Genomic DNA, 18993 nt, shown 5'->3' on the forward strand with positions numbered 1-18993 from the left:
CATGCAAGATATTTTAAAACTATTTCCGAGCGTTGACGGAAATGAAGAAAAACAACAACTTTTATTAGAATCTATGCAGAAAATGATTAAAAATCTTGACCAATTAAAAAATGAAGAGCGAGCTACTTTAGGTAAATGTGAGGAAAAATCAGAAGGATACTACAATGGCTTAATTCACCAAAGTCATATTCCACTAGCTGGAATCACTATGTCTGAGGTTATAGAAGAGCTAAACCAATTTATGAATGGACATCCGTATCCAAATAAATATTACTTGTCTAACGCTGTACCACTACCAAGTATACCTTCAATATTAGGTGTATTAACCATGGCCCTTTTAAATGGTAATGGTGTTTGGGATGTATATGGTCCAGGGGCAGCAGAAGCAGAAGTAAAAGTTGTATCCATGCTTTCAAAACTGATAGGTTATAATCCACATAATAGCGGCGGCTATACAACATGGGGTGGACAAGGATGCGTGTTTTCTAGCTTGCGTTTAGCAATTTCTAAACAATTCCCATCAGCAAAAGAACATGGTGCTCCACAAAATGTATATTGCTTTGCTTCTGAAAATGCACATTATAGTTTATTAAAGTCAGCTGAAGCAACTGGCATTGGGTCAAATCACTTAATAAAAGTGAAAACTGATCCTTATACAAGTTCTATGGATATAGAAGACTTAGAGGCTAAAATGATACAGGTTATTAACAATGGCGGTATCCCCCTTTATATTCTAGCTACTATGGGATCAACAGACACATTTACTATTGATGATATAAGAAAAATTAAAGAGAGCGCTGAAGCAATACAGAAAAAATATAAATTAAAACCTATTTATATCCATGCTGATTCTGCAATGGGCGGATTCTATAGTTTCTTTAATAATTATAGTTTTGAAGAAAATTCACTCTCATTTGAACCTAATGTGAAAAATGCCTTACAATACGTACAAGATAAAATGCAATATATGTCCCTTGCAGACAGTGTATGTTTTGATTTTCATAAATTAGGACAAACACCTTATGCTTCAAGTATTTTAATCGTAAAAAATCATACTGATTTACAACTGATGGACATTGAACAAGATGATACACCTTATCTTGGTAATAGATCATATGGGAGTTATCATACAGGCTATACCTTAGAATGTTCACGAGCTGGTAGCGCTATTCCGATGTATATCAATCTTTTAGCCTTTGGTGTTGAAGGATATCAAAAATTACTAGCAAATTATATTCGTGTAAATCTATTATTTAGAGAGAAGTTGCGCAAGGCCCTGCCTCAAGTCGCAATCACAAATGATTTTACATATGGACCAATTACAACTTTCCGTTTCTATATGAATGGAGATGGCCAAGAAAATTGGGAAAAAGAACGAATAGGCCTTGCAACAAAAGAAGAGATTGAGGATACAAACCGATTAAATATAGAACTATTTAATTACCTAGGAAAAAATCGCGATCAAGTATTTTTTGGTGATACAACTCGTTCTTGTGAAGTAGATGTAATAAACAGTTGTGATAGAAATTCGATTTCTACATTAAAATTCTTTTCTATCTCTCCATATACAACTGTTGAATGTATAGATGAGATCGTAGAATTTCTTTATGAACATATTTCGATTGCTACTAAACAGATTTATTCATATGTTTAATAACCATTTTTGTTAGCGCTTTAATAGTTAAACTTAATTAAATAAAATTATTAATCCTTTTAATTACTATTCACTATATCAGGAAAGAGGAAAAACATATGAATATAGAGCTACTTGATACACATCACGTGAAAGATGCGGCACATTTACTTGCACATTCTTTTGTGAATAATGAACCTCTTGTAAGCAGTTTACAAATTCCTTTTGCTCCTTTTCACAAAATGTGCGAAGAAATGATGAAACAAGCTGTATCTCAAGCTATGTCATTTGTAGCAATAGAAAATTTTCAAATTGTTGGAGTTCTTTTAACAAAAAAATTAACCCAGCCACTAATAGATACAGAGAAAGCGATTGAACTATGCCCGCAAATGGAACCTATTTTTCACCTTTTAGATACATTAGAGACAGAATCTATTGAGTTTTCTCATTTAGATAAAGAAAAATTGGTCTATCTAGATATGGGCGCTTGTCATCCAGATTGGATGGGAAGTGGTATAGTCACTACCCTGCTTTCACATGCCATTCAAGAAATAAGTAAAAGAGATTTTGATTTTATTGCTGCTTGTACCAATAAAATTTCTCAAAAAATCCTAAAAAAACTGTGTACGACCTATGAAATGAATGAAATAGTGTATAGTAATTTTCTTTATAAGGAAGCATACCCATTTGCTAATACAACAACTTCCTTAACAGCTCAATTACTATATATACCTCAATCTCAATTTGTCATTAAAGCTATATAAATTTGTGAAGAAAACTAGCTGTACTTTTGTGCAGCTGCTTTTTTATATAGAGTATATTAGTAATAGATATTCAAGTTAACATAAGTGTCACCTTTCATACTTTAACTTCCTCGAATTTAATAGTACTTTATCGTATGTCCTATCATTAGACCTAACATATCTAGATTAGCCTTCTATTTACTTCAATAGGTTTTACCATTATTTTATTGAATCAGACTTTCTAACGATTAAAATAACCACAATTTGTACAAGCATTAAGAAATAGAAAACATAATATAGAGCATTGCTACCTATTTGTATGTAGTATCAACAAGTAGATTCCTTTTAAACAAATTTATTTCATAAAAAGGCATCAGCTCTAAAAATATTTTTTTAATACGGTATGTACTCAACTTTATATACCAAAAGAAATAACACATAATTTTTAATGAAGGAAGTGAAATCCATGTTATCTTGCCAAGGTACGTGCAATCAATATGTAGATTTTGAGGTTTCAATTACAGCACCTGAAGGATATATAATTAATGATACCAATTATACTGGTGCCGTCACCTGGAATACAAACCGCTTAAAATGCGCATTTGAACCATGTACGCTACAAACACCAAACCCTTGTCTACTTCAAACTGATTTACCAGATGGTTCCTATCCTGTACACAGTGTTCGCATATATGGCGTACTTTCTATGCTTGTTAGTATTTCCCCTGTTCAAAATCAATATGGACAAGGAGCTGCAGCTTTTTCTAAATGGCACAAATTCTCCATCAATCAGATTGTTTATTATACAACGGATTCTAATTGCTGCTTTGATTTTAGGGGCTTTAAACTTAAAAGTTTAACAATCACGCCACAAGATGATAATACATTTATCTTAAGTGGCACCCTTTCCCTTTTACCAGTGCCACCAAATCCTTCTATTTATGCTTTTACAGCAAATCAAGATGATAATACTCTTTCAGTAATTAATACAGCAACACAGACTGTTCAGCAAATAATTAACCTCCCTTATCAGCCAATTAAGGTTGCTGTTAACCCCAATAAAACGTATACGTTAGTTTCGCACTTTTATGATAACCGTGTTTCTATAATTACAAATGAAACCCTTGCCATTACCTCTACTCTCTCAATAAATAAACCGATTGATATTGCATTTTCTCCAGACGATCAGTTTGCATATATACTAAATATTTCAACTGAATCAACGGATATTACTACAATTAACATTCTAACTCAAACGATCTCTAATACGATCTCAATCGGAGTAAGTGGGTTTTCAAGTATAGCCATTGATCCAAATGGACAATACGCTTACATCGTAAATGCTAACGCTTGGAGTATTATAAAAGTTGATTTAAATACAGGAGATATCGTAGAAGAACGTCCTACTTCAAACGATTATCCAAACATTATTGAGATCAGTTTATTTGATGGATTCGCCTATGTTACAGAAGAAATGGTAGCGTCTGGGACCACTCTTACAGTGATTGACTTGTCTACTTTCCAAAAGATTGGAGATATTCTTACTGGGGCCTATTACAACTCGTTTCTTTCTCTCTCACCTAATCAACCTGTAGCATTGTTAGGAGACAAAACAAACAATGAAATCAATATTATTGATACAGCACAAAGACTATCTACAGGAACAATTTCTATCAATGGACCAGCAGACGCTGCCTTTACACCTAATGGGGAATTCATCTATATTGCCCAGCCAGAACAAAACACAGTTACGATCCTTAATTCCGTTGATTATACAGTAAATACAGTAGTAACGGTTGGAGCATCGCCAGGGAGTATTGCAATATAAAATTTAATGCTTATTAACATTTAAGGGATACTCAGGTTTCAGTACCCTACTTAATTTAACCTTATACACTCAATATTTCATCAATACAAATAACTTAGTCCTTTCTCTGTATTCAAAGACTAAGTTTTTACTTTTTAAGTAATGATTTATATACGGTTTCCATCTCTTGAACACTTTGAAGCATATTACCTAATAACTCCTGAATATTTTCTATAATTCTTCCATTACAACTCTCTTTAATTTTGTTTATCCATCAAATCATACCCTATTCCTTATGTCTACCTAATCTTCCTCAAGAAACCCAATTTAAAATTCATTATACAAGTAAATAACCATTCCATATGTAGAGTATTTAAAGAAAAAGAGTGAGACTTACTGGGTTCCCTTTTCTTCTCATCCTTTTAAGAAGCTCTTTTAAGTCTAATTCTATTGTATTCCTGCTAAATAACATTCTCACTAATAAATAGCATGTTATATACTATATAACAACTCTAGCAATTCATTAAAGGAATCTCCTTCCCCCTATCGAATTATTGTAGAGGAAAGGAGAGGAATACATGGAAATTCTAGGATTAGATCCTCGCGCATTAGCGACTTTAGGTGCACTTGAATACACCAATCGTCGTAATAAATTAATCGAAGACTCGAAGAATAACATATACGAGTGTAAAGAAATAAAAGAAATACTTCAATCACTCCCTAAAGAGAAGCAGATTGAGGTTCTTGAGAATCAAGCTCACTTTGAAGCTGTGGCAAAGATGATTGAACAAAACAATTTAATTCTTTTAGAACAGATGAAAGCTCTACAGCTAATTCAGAAATAACAAACTTATGATTGATTAACTCTACATATGCTTCCATAAATAATGATATAAATTAAATAAGTTACATTCATTAAAAAACCTCTGATTTCCATAATATATATGAAATCAGAGGTTTTTTCAGTAGATCAAACTTCAATACTTTCAATAGATCTTGTTTTAGAATATAAATGGCCAAATACATGAAAAAAATCCGCTTTTAATGTCATCCCTTATTTTCTAAATAGAGGTGCTATTTTATCAATGCGATTTGTCCAAATTCCACCTGTATAATCATCTGGAAGGCGTTTTATATCTTCAGATGAGTCAAATCCACTTGAAAATCCAAGCCCATTTCCTCCTACAACGATAATTCGAGTATCTGCTTTTTCCATTCGATTAAGAAAACGATTAGGCCACCCCCAAAGCAAAGGAGCTACTTTATCTGGTATATGTAACTCTCCATGCTTCATGCTTGAAGGTATGTAACCAGTCCACCCTAACGCCATATAAGTAAGAAGATCCTTTTTCATGGTTGCTTTTGACATCGTTCGTAAAATAGGAATGTGCTCTCTTATCGCAGCAATCGGCTTATCACCACCATATACTGTTAGTTGAGCAAGGCGTTTCGCTGGTAGTTTCTTGAGGTAAGTAGCCAATTGGATTCCTTCATTTTCATCATCACTTTTAATATGAATAAGAAAAGAACGATCTGGAAAATGGTTAAGCACTTCATCAAGTGTTGGCATAAGATTAATCCCTTTTCCACGAAACGGGAATGTTTTTCCTCCGTCAGCTGTATACCCGTAACCAATATCAAGTGCTTGTAATTCTTTTGTTGTAAAATCTCTTGTAACACCTTTACCATTAGTACGGCAATCCAGAGTCCAATCATGAAAAATGACAAAATTATTATCTTTAGTTGGTTGAACATCAAACTCTACTAGGTCAGCTCCAGCTTTAAATGCCGCTTCCATAGATGGAATTGTATTTTCTAAATAAGAATGTTCAGGTTCATGTATACGTTCTGCTGTACACGTATCCCCCTCAATTCCCTCCATGCTAAATGTTTGCGAAAGTCCTCGATGAGCAAGAAGAAGAGGTTTTCCCTCGTCCCTCTTTGCAAAAAAAGAACTGTTATTTACATAAACAAGTACGAAAAGAATAAAAATTATCCAAGTCGTTTTACGTTTAAGTAACTTTTTTATTTTATTCATTGTATTCTCCTCTTAAATATTAGTTAAAATGATTTAAACAATATCCGGCATTTAAATACTTTTAAATTCTATAGCTTATCCTATTGCTTTGCAATGGAGATTATAAACAATTGTATGTTGCTATTTTTATATAAAGCAGGAGCGATCCAAAGGTATTTTGTAACTATTATGTAGTATCATTTTTTTAGAATTCATGTCTATTTTAAGGCTTTCTTAGTGGTGATGAACATGTAGTGCTCTCTATAATAAGTTTTCTTCCACAAACAAAAAGAACCATAACCTTACCGAAACGGCAAATTTATGGTTTAAATCACAATTTTATCCGCAAAGTTCTATAACTTTTTGCCACCTACTAGTAATCGCATAATATCCACTCATACACACATGTCTTTGTTTATTTCTTTGAGATAATTTGCAGCGAAATCTTTTAAAGACTCATGAATTGATGTTTTTTAAAAATTCATTTTCTAATTCTACTATCTTTCTTTTACGAGCTTTTATTTTTCTTACAGGCACCCCAACATACATATACCAATCATCTAAACTTTCTTTTACCATACTCATCGCACCAACTGCCGCTCCTTCTCCTATTACTACATTTGGAAAGATAATAGAATGCGCACCAACAATGGCATGCTTTTTTAAAATAACTTTTCCAGCTTTCACATTTTTATATTGTTGTGGAACAGTCGGTCCCATTAATGTATTTCCGCTAAAATCATCAATTGCTGCATATACAATTGTTTTTGATGAAATATTTGCAAAATCATGCATTTCAATCCCCATTTCTCCTCCAAATAACGCTGTATATGCCGCTATATGCGAATAACTTCCAATTGTAATTTTGCCACTTAAAATGCAAAAGTCATCGATTCTTACATTATTTCCAACAGATATAGTACCTGGATTATATATGCTGGTTTTTTTACTTATTAATACATTTTCCCCGACAGATAGAAAGCCAATTCCGCTCAACTCTTCTTGACTATAAAAACTATTCATCTGTGGACACCACCTTCTGTATTAAACACAGTATAATTTTCTCTACGATTTCTTTTGTCATTCCTTCCCATAAAGGTAGACTAATTATTCGTTTTTCTATTTTATTTGTATTTGTTAAATCTGTAGACTTATATTTTTTAAAAAAATCTTGTTGATGACAAGATGGTGAAAAATATGATCTAGCTTCTATCTTTTGCTTTTTCAACTCTTCTATTATCTGCATATTGTTAATTTTTTCTGAACAGAGAATAGGCATAAATTGATGAATAACTGCTTTTGTCTTTTGAACTTGCCAGCCTTTTTTTATTAATCCCGTACTTTGTAATAACTGTTTATACCATTCAGAGATACGAGTTCGTTCTTGCATTTTTTGATTCCATTTATTTATCGTTGTAATCCCAATAGCTGCTGCATATTCAGTCATTTTACAGTTAAACCCCATCATCGTACATTCACGATTATGATCAAATCCAAAATTCCCTATTCTTTTAATTTGATTTATCTCTTCCTCATTATGGCTATATATCATACCACCTTCACCAATTCCGAAAGGCTTTGTTGCATGAAAGCTATATACAATCATACCATTAAAATTCTGACCGTAATGTATACCCTCATGCATTAATCCAAACCCTGGTGCCGCATCTACAACAACCGGAACGCCCTTTTTCTCTAATTCTTCATAGTCTTTCAAGTCCATCCATGATCCGAATGTTGCATATGGAACAACAACTGCAACCTCTTCTTTTAATTCATCAATCTTATCCAAAAGTACCGTTTTATCCATACACCAATCATCTAATGAAATATCAATAAAATAAGGCTCCAAGCCACACCAAATAGCTGCCAATGGAGTAGCAGGGAATGTAAAACTAGGCATAAGAGCATACTTTCCTTTTTTTCTTTTCTTAAATTGAATTGCCGCCATTAACCCTAGCGTTGCGTTTGCTACTGTTGTAACTGCTCCCCTGTTCTGAAAAAATTCCGACATAATTGTTTCTTCAAAACGTTGATTTATAGGCCCATAATTTGTGTATATGTGGGATATATCAATTCGCTCTAATTCATCTAGGTACTCTTTTGCAGGTACAATTGACGCACGTAAAAAAGGAATATTCTCCATATGCATCTATTCCTTTCTATCATTTTCGGACAATATAGAGCATATCCGTTTCAGATAATCCGAATTTCCTAGCAATTTCTATTCCTTGTTTCTGAGCTATGTTATACAATTCCACCTTAAAGCCCGCATCTGTTAATCGTTGAATAAATCCCGATCGATTATAAATCCTAACATGATCTTCTTGACCAAAGGCTATTTTTCTCAATAATGGCGTTACAATAGATTTATCCTCTATAATAAAATCTACATTCATTACGATTGGCACTTGAATAATTCCCCACCCATTTGGCTTTAGTACCCTATATAATTCTCGCATTGCTTTTTCATCGTCAGGCACGTGTTCTAATACATGACTACATAAAATAACATCAAAGGTATTATTTTCGTATGCAATTCTCGTAATATCAATTTCCTCCATTAAAGAATCCTTTGGTTCTAAATCCCCACATATATAAGTAATGTTTTTAAACTGGTTAAGCCATCCTCTTACCTTCACTTCAGGTGCAATATGAAGCATAGTATAATTCCTACTTAACAAATCCGTTTCTGTTTCAATGTACGCACGATACAACCTGTCACGATCCATCGAATAGCAAACTGGACAGATACCTGTATCTTTATTCCACATCTCAAATTCATATTTTAGAAAATCATAATGTGCTGGCCAAGGAGAAAAACTTTTAAATTCTTGATTGCAATATTGGCAATAACAAATATTTTTCTCAAATATATGAGTAACTAGTTTAATTAACCCGCTTTTTATTTTTTCATTATAAATTTGATCTAGTTCTCCACTTCTTACTGCATCCTTAAGTATAAATCCCGCATTCTCCAAACAATAAGATAAGCTCTCTTTATAATCTTGTTCAGTATTTAAAAATCCACTATTATGTGCATCTGTAATTAATTCAATCCATTCTTCAATTGTCATTAATATAAAGTACATTTGTTTTTGATTTTGTCCACTATGTTGTCTAAAGTAGCTAAGAGGTTCCTCTATATAAACTACTTTTCCTTTCCTCATCATATCTAACCAAGTTGCAATGTCATTAATAGAAGAATACGCTTTCCCCTTAAAATAACCAAATTTCCCTCCAAAAAAATTGCGATTAAACAAAACCGTTGTCGGTTCTCCAACTACGTTTTTCAAGTTTTTCAACATATAATTCCCTAGTGTTTCCCCTTCAAAAATTGTAGTTTCTATGGCAATTTTCATATTCAATGTTGAGGGGGGTAATACCTCTCCATTCTCATCAATCAGTTCACGGTACGACGTCACAAATGCAATGTTTTCTAATTCAAAAAAGTATTTCATCATTCTCTCAATCTTTTCAAGATGAAATAAATCATCATCTAATAAAAAATTTATATATTCACCAGTAGCAAGCTCTATACATTGATTAAAATTTTCAGCCACCAATGGATTTTCATTTTTAACATATGTTATACATTCATGTTCTTTTAAGTATGGCTGGATCATTGTTTTTACTTCATCATTTGTACTATCGTCAGAAATTATAATTTCAATATTTTCATAGGTTTGATTCAAAGCACTTTTGAGGGCTAATTCTAAATAATGAGGTCTATTGTAGGCAGGAATTAGTATACTGACTTTTGGGAGGTGCGAGTTGATATTCATACGCTGTTTTTTCTTTTCAATATTTATTTTCTTTAGCTTGATTTGTTGATAGTAGTCCAATGAATATAATATGGATGATGGAACAATTCTTCTTGCATAGTCTAGAAAATTTGTAATAGCTCTGTCTAACTCCTCTTCGGAGGATAAGAAACCATATTTTTCTCCAGCTATAATAATACTATGAGAAAAATCCTCTAAACCATCCATCATTTTATTAGATTCATTTAACTGCTGATTTGAATGTAATCGAAAGTAACTGAGTGTCTCCGCTATATATACTGCTTTCCCTTTACTCAGTAAGGATAACCATGAAGCTACATCTACGTTGCAAAGATACCGCCTTTTATCAAATACACCATACGGTTCTGTTAAATCACTTTTACGAAATAAAACCGTTGTCGGTTCTCCTATATAATTCTTTTGATTCATAATCACCATTTTTCCTAATTGTGACCCATCTATAATCGTATCTGTATAAAATAAACGCATCGTTGAATAAACATCTGGCAATAGGTTTCCTTCTGCATCCATTACTTGGCGATGGGATGTTACAAGCTTAATTTCATTATCTAGGTCATTTAAAAAGTATTTCATCATTTTTTCAATTTTATTTACATGAAATAAATCATCATCCATTAAGAAGTTTATATACTGACCTTTCGCTTTATGAAATAACATACGTGAGTTCTCAAATTGTCCAAGAGTTGACTTATTTTTTATATAAATAATATTTGAATAATCATACAAGTACTTTTGTAACACTTTCTCTGTTTCGTCGTTTGTACTATCATCCCCTATTATAATTTCTATATTAGGATACGTTTGTTCTAATACACTACATAAAGCTTTTTCAAAATAGTGTGGACGATTATACGTAGGAATTAATACACTTACTAAAGGCGTTTGATTTATTTCCTTTTCATTTGTACCATTTTCCATTCTATTCCTCCGCCTTTTTATTTATTTTCACTTTTGAAATAGACATGCTACTACAAATCTATTTATTAGACGAACTAGATCTGAAAGGTATTGCGAAAAACAAATAGCTTTAAAAACAGCATCTATGTTGACATAGTGTAGAATAAACCTGGATAACTTTTTTCGTCCCATTCTATTTATTTGTAAAATGCGGCATTCTTTTTTCAATAAATGCCTTTACCCCCTCCTTCACATCCTCTGTTTGAAATACTTTTCCAAAGTAACGCGCTTCAATCTCAAGCCCTTCTTGTAAAGGTACCGCTGCCCCTTCGCGAATTGCCAACTTCATATAGGCGAGAGCTGGAAGAGAAAATTTACTTATTTCCCTTGCAATCTCTTTTGCTTTATTTAACGCCTCTCCTCGAGGGGTAATGTAGTTAACCAAGCCTATTTCTTTTGCTTCTTTAGCTGTAATCGATTTCCCTGTGAACATCATCTCTTTTGCTTTCCCTTCTCCAATTAATCTAGGTAAGCGTTGGGTTCCTCCAGCCCCAGGAAATAAACCTAACGTAATTTCCGGTAATCCAATTAAAGACTGTTCCTCTATTATCCTTAAGTCACAAGCAAGTGCTAATTCGCATCCACCACCTAGTGCTAACCCATTAACAGCAGCTATAGTCGGTTTAGACAGATTCTCTAGTTGATTAAGTGGTTGTTGCAATTCTAATGATTTCATCTCGGCATATTTTTCACCTTTGCCCATCCAATCTGGAAATTCTTTTATATTCCCTCCTGCTACAAAGGCCTTTTCTCCACTTCCAGTTATAATTACAACTGAAATATCATTATCAATTTCTATTTTCTCTAATACATCTACTAATTGTTGAACTACTTCTAAACTTAAAGTGTTGACTGGTGGATTTTGAATTGTAACGACTGCAATACTTCCTTTTTTATTACAAGTTACTACTCGTTCATTCTTCATAAAAAATCCCCTTTTAAACTACCTAATTTTTCACAACACCAAGCACCTTTACTTCACTCACCATCAGCCTAAATTTCCAAATATGGTTCCGCTTTTAGAAATTCATCAATTTATTGTATGAACTGTAGAAGCATAAAATGAGCAATCCTTTCTGGGCACCATTTTATAATCTCAACATATTTTTAAATTGTTCTTTTACTATATAATGAAGGCTCAAGGAATAATATATACGAGTGTAAAGATATAAAAGAAATACTTCAGTCACTCCCTAATTAGAGAAGCAGATTGAGCTTCTGGAGAATCAAGCTTACTTTGAAGCTGTGGCAAAGATGATTGAACAAAACAATTTAATTCTTTTAGAACAGATGAAAGCTCTACAGCTAATTCAGAAATAACAAACTTATGATTAATTAATTCTACATACGCTTCCATAAATAATGTATCTTTATTTATACCATCAGCCTCTGTTTGTACAGGGGCTTTTGTTCTGCGTTGATTCATATTTTGAATTTGGATAGTTTCTTTTACATGTATGAATAGATCTTCTAATAATCCTGGTGTAGATTCTAGTTCTTGCTTTTCAATTTCTTCTGTTACAGCACTAATAAATTCCCATAGTACTTTTGCACCTAATAGTTCTGCTAATCTTTTTTCACGCATTTCAAATGTTTTCATGTTCATGCAAATACACTCCTATAATTTATATATAATGATAAAAATATTATGTTCTTATGTAAAATTGCCTAAAACACTTTCTAAACTTACATTTCTACAAAATAACTACATAATCTTAAAAATCTAATATTGTTCAACACACTTCGTGTTGTTCGGAATCAAAAAAAATTGTTTGGACTGTAACACCATAGAATTTCGCTAATTTTATTTTTATATTATCTCGTGGGATTCTCTGGCCATTTTCATACATCTGCAATGTACTAATACTGATTCCCACTGCTTTTGCCACCTCTTCTCTAGATCTTCCATTTCTTAGATTAATTAAATTTTCAGCTACTCTTTCATAATTCATACATTCTCCCCCTAAAACCACATTTCGTGTTGTTATTTAAAATATAAACCGCACGAAATGTGTTGTCAATAGATATTAATTATCAATTTTTAAAAATTTTAATATATTAACACACATTGTGTTAATATATTATCAGGTGATAGAATGAAAACGTTTGGAAATATAATTCGTGATTTAAGAAAACAAAAAGGAATTACGCAAAAAGAACTTGCTCAATCGCTTCAACTAAGTGAGAGTACAATTGGTATGTATGAACGTAACGAACGTCAACCTGATTACAATACCTTGATACGAATAGCAGATTACTTTAAAGTATCTACTGATTTTCTTCTAGGGAGAGATTTTTATGACGAGGGGAAAAGAAATGATACAGAACTAGATCAATGGTTAAATGATATAAAGCTTGCTCCATCCCAAAAGCGTGAAGAATTAAAACGTTTTTGGAATTTTATAATGCAGGAAGAAAAGTAATAAACTAAACCTTCATATGGGTGAAGGGCATGAATTTGATCCTCTCTGGGGTCATACGGATACAATGAAATGGCGTTCTATCAACGAATAGAGCGTTATTTTTATGCAGTAATTTGGTCACCAAAGTTATTGAGAAAAATAAAATTTAAATTACAAAATGTATTAACAGAGAATACGATCCACTCAAAACAATCTGGTTGAATTACTAAAGGTAATAAATCCTTCTACAGTAAATGAAATGTGCAAAGAAAATATTAAAAGAGTCAATATTGAAACACTAGCTAAAGTCTCGGGTTATTTTAAAAAAACGATATTAGGGAATTATTCGTGACTATAATAGAAGATAAGGAGAATGCTGAATAAGGCCAGCTTTTTGATGGAATTTTTCTGACGTCGGGAACCATGTGGACAGATAGGAGGTCTAAATTCAAGCTATTCGAAGTATAAAATTTTGTTATCTCGCATTATCCCTTACAAATTTGTCCATAAAAAAACAATTCACACTCCCATAATATCCTTTCATTTGTTATAATTATATTCTAATATATTAATTAAAGTGAATGAACTGACTGATACAGATGACAATAAATCTAGTGATCCGTTTATGAAAATAAAAATAACTCGTGATGACTTTAATAAAATTACATTCGATCACTTTGATTATAAAAATATACCTAAAGTCGTTACAGAATACTGGGAATCTCCTGCGTATAATAGAATGTAATTAGTATCAATAAAAGGTGGCGAGTGCTATGATGATTTTTGATGATATCAATACACCTATTGCTCTCTTTTTCATGTTTTTCATTATGTTTCTTGGGAATAAAGAAAAAGATGCCAGCACGTTATGTTTATCACTTTTATTCGGTGGGATGGTAGTGGATTACTGGCTAAATATAAAAGGACTAAACGATACATATATTGGTACCGCTTGGAATGTATTCTATTGTATTATAATGATCATTCTAATACCTATGATGATTCATAAGACTATTAAAGATATAAAATACATAAAGGCAAAAATAAAAAGAAATCGAGCTATTTAAAAATGCGACCGCCCGTAATAGGCGGTTTTCTTATTCACCTCTATTGATCTTTCCTCTTAAATCCACTGCCGCATGACCCAATCCTCCCCCCTCCGCATAGCATGTACTAAAAGGAGGTACGTAATAATATGTCAAACTACTTTTACGATCGGTCTAAAAATTGCTATCGAACGAAACATAACCACCACCAGAAATGCAACTGCGAATGTAACTGCCATTCACGCTATCATACGTTCACATCCGGCCCTTTATTCCGTAATGCAGACACCTATTTCATCCAATTGTCCGCGCTTAATCAAACCGACGAACCACAAACCGTAACTATAGCGGTACAAAATTACCAAGATACTTGCGATGGCGACATATACCCTTCATATGGATATCTTTTTGGTGAACTAATTAACGCTGACAATAACGGTAACGGGTCAGACGCTACTACGCGCAACGGCGACGATGGTTGCATCTATTGCGAGCCCGAAGAAGTAGCCCCGTTTGTTGGTCCGGTAACATTTACGATTCCACCTCGGCAATTGTTTAGCGTAAGGGTGTTTCGGCCTGGAGACCCGCATATACCGCAAGACCCTACGTATGTAGTTCGAGTGACTCTTCCGGGTGACCCTTACTTCCGCCAGGCGACCCTCTCGCTCCTAAATTGATTGAGCGTAATCCTATGAAGCAAATAAAAAACGTAAACGAACCACAAGAGGAAATTGCAGTACTTACAGTTGATGAATTACGACGTTTACTTGATACTCAAAATAAACGAGGCTATAGCGATTTTCAAGATTACGTTATTATGAATCTCTTATAGACACATTCTTGCGTATCAACGAAGCGCTGTCACTTACAGTTAACGATATTGATTTTTCAATAGTAACTACCTCCGATTGTTATTGAATTCTTTTTCCAATGTATAAATCCGACCCTAAGTCGATTTTGTAACGGAGAAACTGAAAAAAAACGCAAAAAAGACGTGAACCGAGGTTCACGCCTATATTTCAATTATTCTTCATCTTCGTCATACAGAAAATATTTAGCTATCTACCACCTAGCCTACACTCTTAACTTTTGAAGAATTTAAGATACTTAACATCCTCATCTTCAAAACATCTTCCTTCTGATTTTTTGTTAGCAAAGTTGAAAAACTCTTTTGCGATTTCTAAATCACCCAATTCATACGCAACTTTTCCTGAAATAAATTCTTTTTCCCCTGTATCAATACGCATAAATCCGGTTAAAAACATTTTATCTGACCATTTTTTTGCTGTCTTAAAATCCTTTACAATAAAACAAGTATCAATAATATCATTCACTAAATCATAACTTTCATTATAAATACCTTTCGGATTAGGCAATACACTCCAAGCCTCTTCTAATAATGTAATAGACTCATTATGATTACCTTTATCAAATTCATCATTACTCTGATTAACGAGACTTTCGAATTTCTCTTTTAAAGGTGATTGTAATATAGCCATATTGCTCCTCCTTAAATAATGTCTTTAATCAAGTCAAAATATTTATCATCTTCTTCAAAAAATATCTTGTAACCTTCTAGCATGTATGCTTTTAATAAATATTCCTTAGCTTTTTCAAGTTCTCCACATTCGAACAAGCTCTCTCCAAGTCTCAATAAAATCAATGGATTCGAAATACCGTCTGGACAGTTTAAAGCATTATAAAAATTACTTTTAGCCATTTCATAGTCATCTTTAATAAGATAAGTGTCGCCTATTACTGTATATAACCAAGTACTTGCTTCCCAATTCGTCTTTGGTGCTGGCACCATATCTAAAGCCACTAAATATTTCTCCAGTGCTTGATCAAATTGTTCTACTTCAAATAGAATATCTCCCTCTTCACATAGTTGTACAATTTGATTGTATATTTTGTCATCTAGTTCTAGTTCCAATTCCCTTTACCTCCAATTATTTTTTAGTTGGTGGCAAATATCTCTCACCTAATTTAGCGCCTGCTGATCTATTTAAACTAAAATGATCCAATTCATAATTAACAGAATCTAGCATCCATTTTCTAACTTCCTTAGACTTTGCTCCATAATGCCTACCAATACGATTCCACCACGAGACAGCATCGGTTAGATGAGCCATATCTGATTTATTAAGATCATACCACACTCCATCACTTGCCTTAAATTGCATTTTACCGGCACGTGTTGTCCTAATTCTTGGTGGATTTTCATTTTTCATTTTTTCTATTACTTCACGGCCCGTTCTTGATTTCTTTCCAGGTGTCTTTCCTAAATATTGTTCTCTTAAACTTTTAACTTTTTTAGGTGACGATTTTTTTATAGTACTAGCAGATCCATTTGAAGAAGACTGGAATTTTTGAAGAGTATCCTTAGCATTTTGAATTGATTTATGTAAAACAAATCCACCATGTCCAACCACACCAACACCAGCTACTGTAGCAACTCCATTTAATGGAAGAACAATTGGTGATGCCAATCCACCGGTTCCTATTTCCGCCACGATGGTTAAGAAATTAGAGCCACCTATAAGTGAAATACCTTCAAAAATTTCTATAACAGATCCTACCATCGATAAAGCATTTCCAGTAAGCCTTCCAGCTTGATAAGTTATCTTGCTTTCTAATTTATCATTATCAGGCGTTTTAAGTCCAATAAAGTTTTCCGCTGCTGCACTGCCAGCACCTTGAAAAAATTCGATAACACCATTCAAATACTCCCAAGCACCAATAGCTGTTTTTTCATACCATGATCTATTATCTTCCTGAGCCTTTAAAGCCACTTGTTTTTCTATTAAATCCATTTCTTTGATTTGATCTTGAATAGCTTGTTCATACATAATTTCTTGAATAGGTGTTAGCCATTCCATGTTTAATTCTCTCGTACTAAATGTGCCGCTTGCAGAACTAAATCCTTTTCCACTCTGTACTTCTGCAAGGCCTGTAGCAATGCTAGCAGCTAATTGAATTGCTGTACTATAGTTATTACTAGATATTTGATTAAATTCATGTAGATGATCTAGCTTTTTTTGCAGTTTTTGCCTCATGACAGTAAAAAGATTCGCCATAGCTTCCATACCAGGGAGTGGCATAGCTTGACTGATGGCTTCCATACTTGCTTTCATTCGGTCAATTTCTCGAATTTGTTCTAGCAACTCTTGTTCAATAACATCAGTTGAAGCTACCTGTGATTCGAAATCATTGGGAAAAGCATTATTCTGACGAATTAACTCTTCACATAAAAAAATAATTCCTTGAGCCAAGGGGCGAAAGGTTTGGACAAAGAATGTTCTTGCACTTTCGTAAGTTTGACCTTGTAAAACAGTATCACCTGCAAAAGCGTCAATCGACTGAATGGCTTGTTCCATCCCTTGAATGGTAGCCATACATACAGCATTCATGCTTTGAGTCTGGTTCTGTACTTCTCCCAAATACATATTTAAACTCATGCATTGCCCCCCCTTGCTAATTGTTGTTGCTGATAGGAAATATCATTTTCTAAATCACTAAGATCTCGTCTTTCTTTAAGTAACACTTCTTTTTTGTTTTCGAATTCAAATGTAAGTTTCCGCTCAATGTGTTGTGCTTCTTGACAGATATTTGTAAAAAAATGAGATAATTCTCTATCTCCATGCCAATTTTCTAAAATTCGGTTAAACAAACGACGATTCCGATTTTTCCATTCATAAAAGTCCTCTTCTGCTTGCTCTTGAGTTTGAATCGCGGATTGATTTCGGTCCTGTTCTTCAAATACACTTCGTAACTTTTGATTTAATTGTTTGATTTGGTTTTCAATATCTTGACTCATCTTTTTCCTCCTATCGTTTTACCTTTACGAAGGTGGTCACATTAGCGAAAAGTATTTTGAAGTTCGTTATCCATTCTCTCAAATTCGTTAGCTACCGAATGAATATTATCGACTGCCTGTTGAAAGGCGGCACAAAATTGTTTCGTTAAATCTAAAGCTTGCTGATTTGCTTCTTGTGCTTTGGAATTAACAGTTAGCGTAGTACGATTCGCCTTCGTTATAGAACGATTTATCGCACTTTGGATAATATCAGAAGCATTCCTCATTTGCGTTGCGATTTGTTCTGCCGTTTGAAAATTACTTTGAAATTGTCCCATCGCTTAAACCCTTTCCAATATTTTTATAGAAAATTATACCATATGGGATTATATCACTGTAGCAACTATTCAAATTTATAACTTATAATTAGTTAATGGCTTCCCTTCAACAAATTTTAGCTTTCTTTTAAATTTTAAAATTAAATCGCTAAACAAATAATGTTATATGACATGATTATTCATACATGCTTCAGCCTTCAAATGTCTAAAGATGGTTATCTAGCAATAAGAGATAATTATGAAAATAGTTGGACAAATTCATTTAAAAAAGCAGATGAATTTAGGATTGATCTCATCATTATTGACGAAATCGATTGTTTAAATTTTCCCACACTATATACAACGACATCACACTACTTCCGAAAATTACTGTCTTATTTGTATCAGACGCCAGCAAATGGCAAAATATAATTCATTGTAAACTATCGAATCCATTTCCTACCCATAC

22 protein-coding genes are annotated in these 18993 nt (G+C 33.2%); 9 read left to right on the plus strand and 13 right to left on the minus strand.

The annotated features are described in order from the left end of the window. Window position 1 precedes the first annotated feature (1 nt). The 4 genes from MHI26_RS29920 (at window position 2) to MHI26_RS29935 (ending at window position 5028) form a co-directional block, all read left to right on the plus strand. On the plus strand, window positions 2-1654 hold the full coding sequence (locus tag MHI26_RS29920) for a pyridoxal phosphate-dependent decarboxylase family protein (protein WP_061667294.1): 1653 nt from the start codon (window positions 2-4) through the stop codon (window positions 1652-1654). A gap of 98 nt (window positions 1655-1752) precedes the next feature. Next, the gene (locus MHI26_RS29925) at window positions 1753-2397 is read left to right on the plus strand and encodes a hypothetical protein (protein ID WP_061667292.1); all 645 of its coding nucleotides are present in this window, start codon (window positions 1753-1755) and stop codon (window positions 2395-2397) included. 445 nt (window positions 2398-2842) lie between these two features. Beyond that, window positions 2843-4204: a YncE family protein gene (locus MHI26_RS29930; RefSeq protein ID WP_061667291.1), complete on the plus strand. Its 1362-nt coding sequence runs from the start codon at window positions 2843-2845 to the stop codon at window positions 4202-4204. Between the two features lie 557 nt (window positions 4205-4761). Then, window positions 4762-5028: a hypothetical protein gene (locus MHI26_RS29935; protein WP_061667289.1), complete on the plus strand. Its 267-nt coding sequence runs from the start codon at window positions 4762-4764 to the stop codon at window positions 5026-5028. A gap of 209 nt (window positions 5029-5237) precedes the next feature. On the opposite strand, the gene MHI26_RS29940 is transcribed toward MHI26_RS29935, so the two are convergent. The 7 genes from MHI26_RS29940 to MHI26_RS29970 all read right to left on the minus strand — a co-directional run bounded on the left by MHI26_RS29940 (window position 5238) and on the right by MHI26_RS29970 (window position 12915). Further along, window positions 5238-6221 (minus strand): glycerophosphodiester phosphodiesterase family protein, encoded by a 984-nt coding sequence (locus MHI26_RS29940; protein ID WP_061667287.1) that lies wholly within the window; start codon window positions 6219-6221, stop codon window positions 5238-5240. 435 nt (window positions 6222-6656) lie between these two features. Further along, a complete protein-coding gene (locus MHI26_RS29945; RefSeq protein ID WP_061667285.1) occupies window positions 6657-7223 on the minus strand; it encodes an acyltransferase in 567 nt (188 codons plus the stop codon). Beyond that, window positions 7216-8346, minus strand: a complete 1131-nt coding sequence (locus MHI26_RS29950) for an aminotransferase class I/II-fold pyridoxal phosphate-dependent enzyme (RefSeq protein WP_061667284.1) — start codon at window positions 8344-8346, stop codon at window positions 7216-7218. Before MHI26_RS29950 ends, MHI26_RS29945 begins: the two co-directional genes overlap by 8 nt. A 19-nt stretch (window positions 8347-8365) precedes the next feature. Continuing rightward, window positions 8366-10924, minus strand: a complete 2559-nt coding sequence (locus tag MHI26_RS29955; protein ID WP_061667282.1) for a glycosyltransferase — start codon at window positions 10922-10924, stop codon at window positions 8366-8368. Between the two features lie 172 nt (window positions 10925-11096). Further along, complete coding sequence (locus tag MHI26_RS29960) at window positions 11097-11888, minus strand: enoyl-CoA hydratase (protein WP_061667281.1); 792 nt, start codon at window positions 11886-11888, stop codon at window positions 11097-11099. 261 nt (window positions 11889-12149) lie between these two features. Then, window positions 12150-12569 (minus strand): hypothetical protein, encoded by a 420-nt coding sequence (locus MHI26_RS29965; protein WP_061667280.1) that lies wholly within the window; start codon window positions 12567-12569, stop codon window positions 12150-12152. Between the two features lie 127 nt (window positions 12570-12696). After that, window positions 12697-12915: a helix-turn-helix transcriptional regulator gene (locus MHI26_RS29970; protein ID WP_061667279.1), complete on the minus strand. Its 219-nt coding sequence runs from the start codon at window positions 12913-12915 to the stop codon at window positions 12697-12699. Window positions 12916-13059: 144 nt separating this feature from the next. Between MHI26_RS29970 and MHI26_RS29975 the strand changes: the two genes are divergently transcribed. The 4 genes from MHI26_RS29975 (at window position 13060) to MHI26_RS29990 (ending at window position 14432) form a co-directional block, all read left to right on the plus strand. Then, window positions 13060-13386 (plus strand): helix-turn-helix domain-containing protein, encoded by a 327-nt coding sequence (locus MHI26_RS29975; protein WP_061667278.1) that lies wholly within the window; start codon window positions 13060-13062, stop codon window positions 13384-13386. A gap of 69 nt (window positions 13387-13455) precedes the next feature. Next, complete coding sequence (locus tag MHI26_RS29980; RefSeq protein ID WP_340994791.1) at window positions 13456-13587, plus strand: hypothetical protein; 132 nt, start codon at window positions 13456-13458, stop codon at window positions 13585-13587. Window positions 13588-13942: 355 nt separating this feature from the next. Beyond that, on the plus strand, window positions 13943-14110 hold the full coding sequence (locus tag MHI26_RS29985) for a hypothetical protein (RefSeq protein ID WP_340994793.1): 168 nt from the start codon (window positions 13943-13945) through the stop codon (window positions 14108-14110). 28 nt (window positions 14111-14138) lie between these two features. Continuing rightward, a complete protein-coding gene (locus tag MHI26_RS29990) occupies window positions 14139-14432 on the plus strand; it encodes a hypothetical protein (protein ID WP_098601196.1) in 294 nt (97 codons plus the stop codon). Window positions 14433-14769: 337 nt separating this feature from the next. Here the strand turns inward: MHI26_RS29990 and MHI26_RS29995 are convergent, their stop codons facing one another. Continuing rightward, on the minus strand, window positions 14770-14895 hold the full coding sequence (locus MHI26_RS29995; RefSeq protein WP_340994795.1) for a hypothetical protein: 126 nt from the start codon (window positions 14893-14895) through the stop codon (window positions 14770-14772). 207 nt (window positions 14896-15102) lie between these two features. Here MHI26_RS29995 and MHI26_RS30000 point away from each other — a divergent pair, with 207 nt between their 5' ends. Then, a complete protein-coding gene (locus MHI26_RS30000; RefSeq protein WP_179879755.1) occupies window positions 15103-15243 on the plus strand; it encodes a hypothetical protein in 141 nt (46 codons plus the stop codon). Between the two features lie 250 nt (window positions 15244-15493). Here MHI26_RS30000 and MHI26_RS30005 read toward each other — a convergent pair whose 3' ends face one another. From MHI26_RS30005 to MHI26_RS30025, 5 genes are read right to left on the minus strand one after another with little or no spacing between them, the layout of a single operon-like run. After that, entirely contained in the window at window positions 15494-15910 is a 417-nt protein-coding gene (locus MHI26_RS30005; RefSeq protein ID WP_000996351.1) for a hypothetical protein, read from the minus strand. 11 nt (window positions 15911-15921) lie between these two features. Continuing rightward, window positions 15922-16344, minus strand: coding sequence for a tetratricopeptide repeat protein (locus MHI26_RS30010; RefSeq protein WP_061667276.1), 423 nt, complete (start codon window positions 16342-16344; stop codon window positions 15922-15924). A gap of 16 nt (window positions 16345-16360) precedes the next feature. Further along, window positions 16361-17869 carry a T7SS effector LXG polymorphic toxin gene (locus MHI26_RS30015; protein ID WP_061667274.1) on the minus strand — a complete coding sequence of 503 codons (1509 nt, stop codon included), beginning with the start codon at window positions 17867-17869 and terminating at the stop codon, window positions 16361-16363. Continuing rightward, complete coding sequence (locus tag MHI26_RS30020) at window positions 17866-18228, minus strand: DUF3958 family protein (protein ID WP_061667273.1); 363 nt, start codon at window positions 18226-18228, stop codon at window positions 17866-17868. The genes MHI26_RS30015 and MHI26_RS30020 overlap by 4 nt, the downstream gene beginning before the upstream one ends. A 41-nt stretch (window positions 18229-18269) precedes the next feature. After that, window positions 18270-18545 (minus strand): TIGR04197 family type VII secretion effector, encoded by a 276-nt coding sequence (locus MHI26_RS30025; protein ID WP_061667272.1) that lies wholly within the window; start codon window positions 18543-18545, stop codon window positions 18270-18272. Window positions 18546-18993: the final 448 nt, after the last annotated feature.

This window comes from Bacillus sp. FSL K6-1218 (genome assembly GCF_038006445.1).
GTDB lineage: Bacteria > Bacillota > Bacilli > Bacillales > Bacillaceae_G > Bacillus_A > Bacillus_A thuringiensis_S.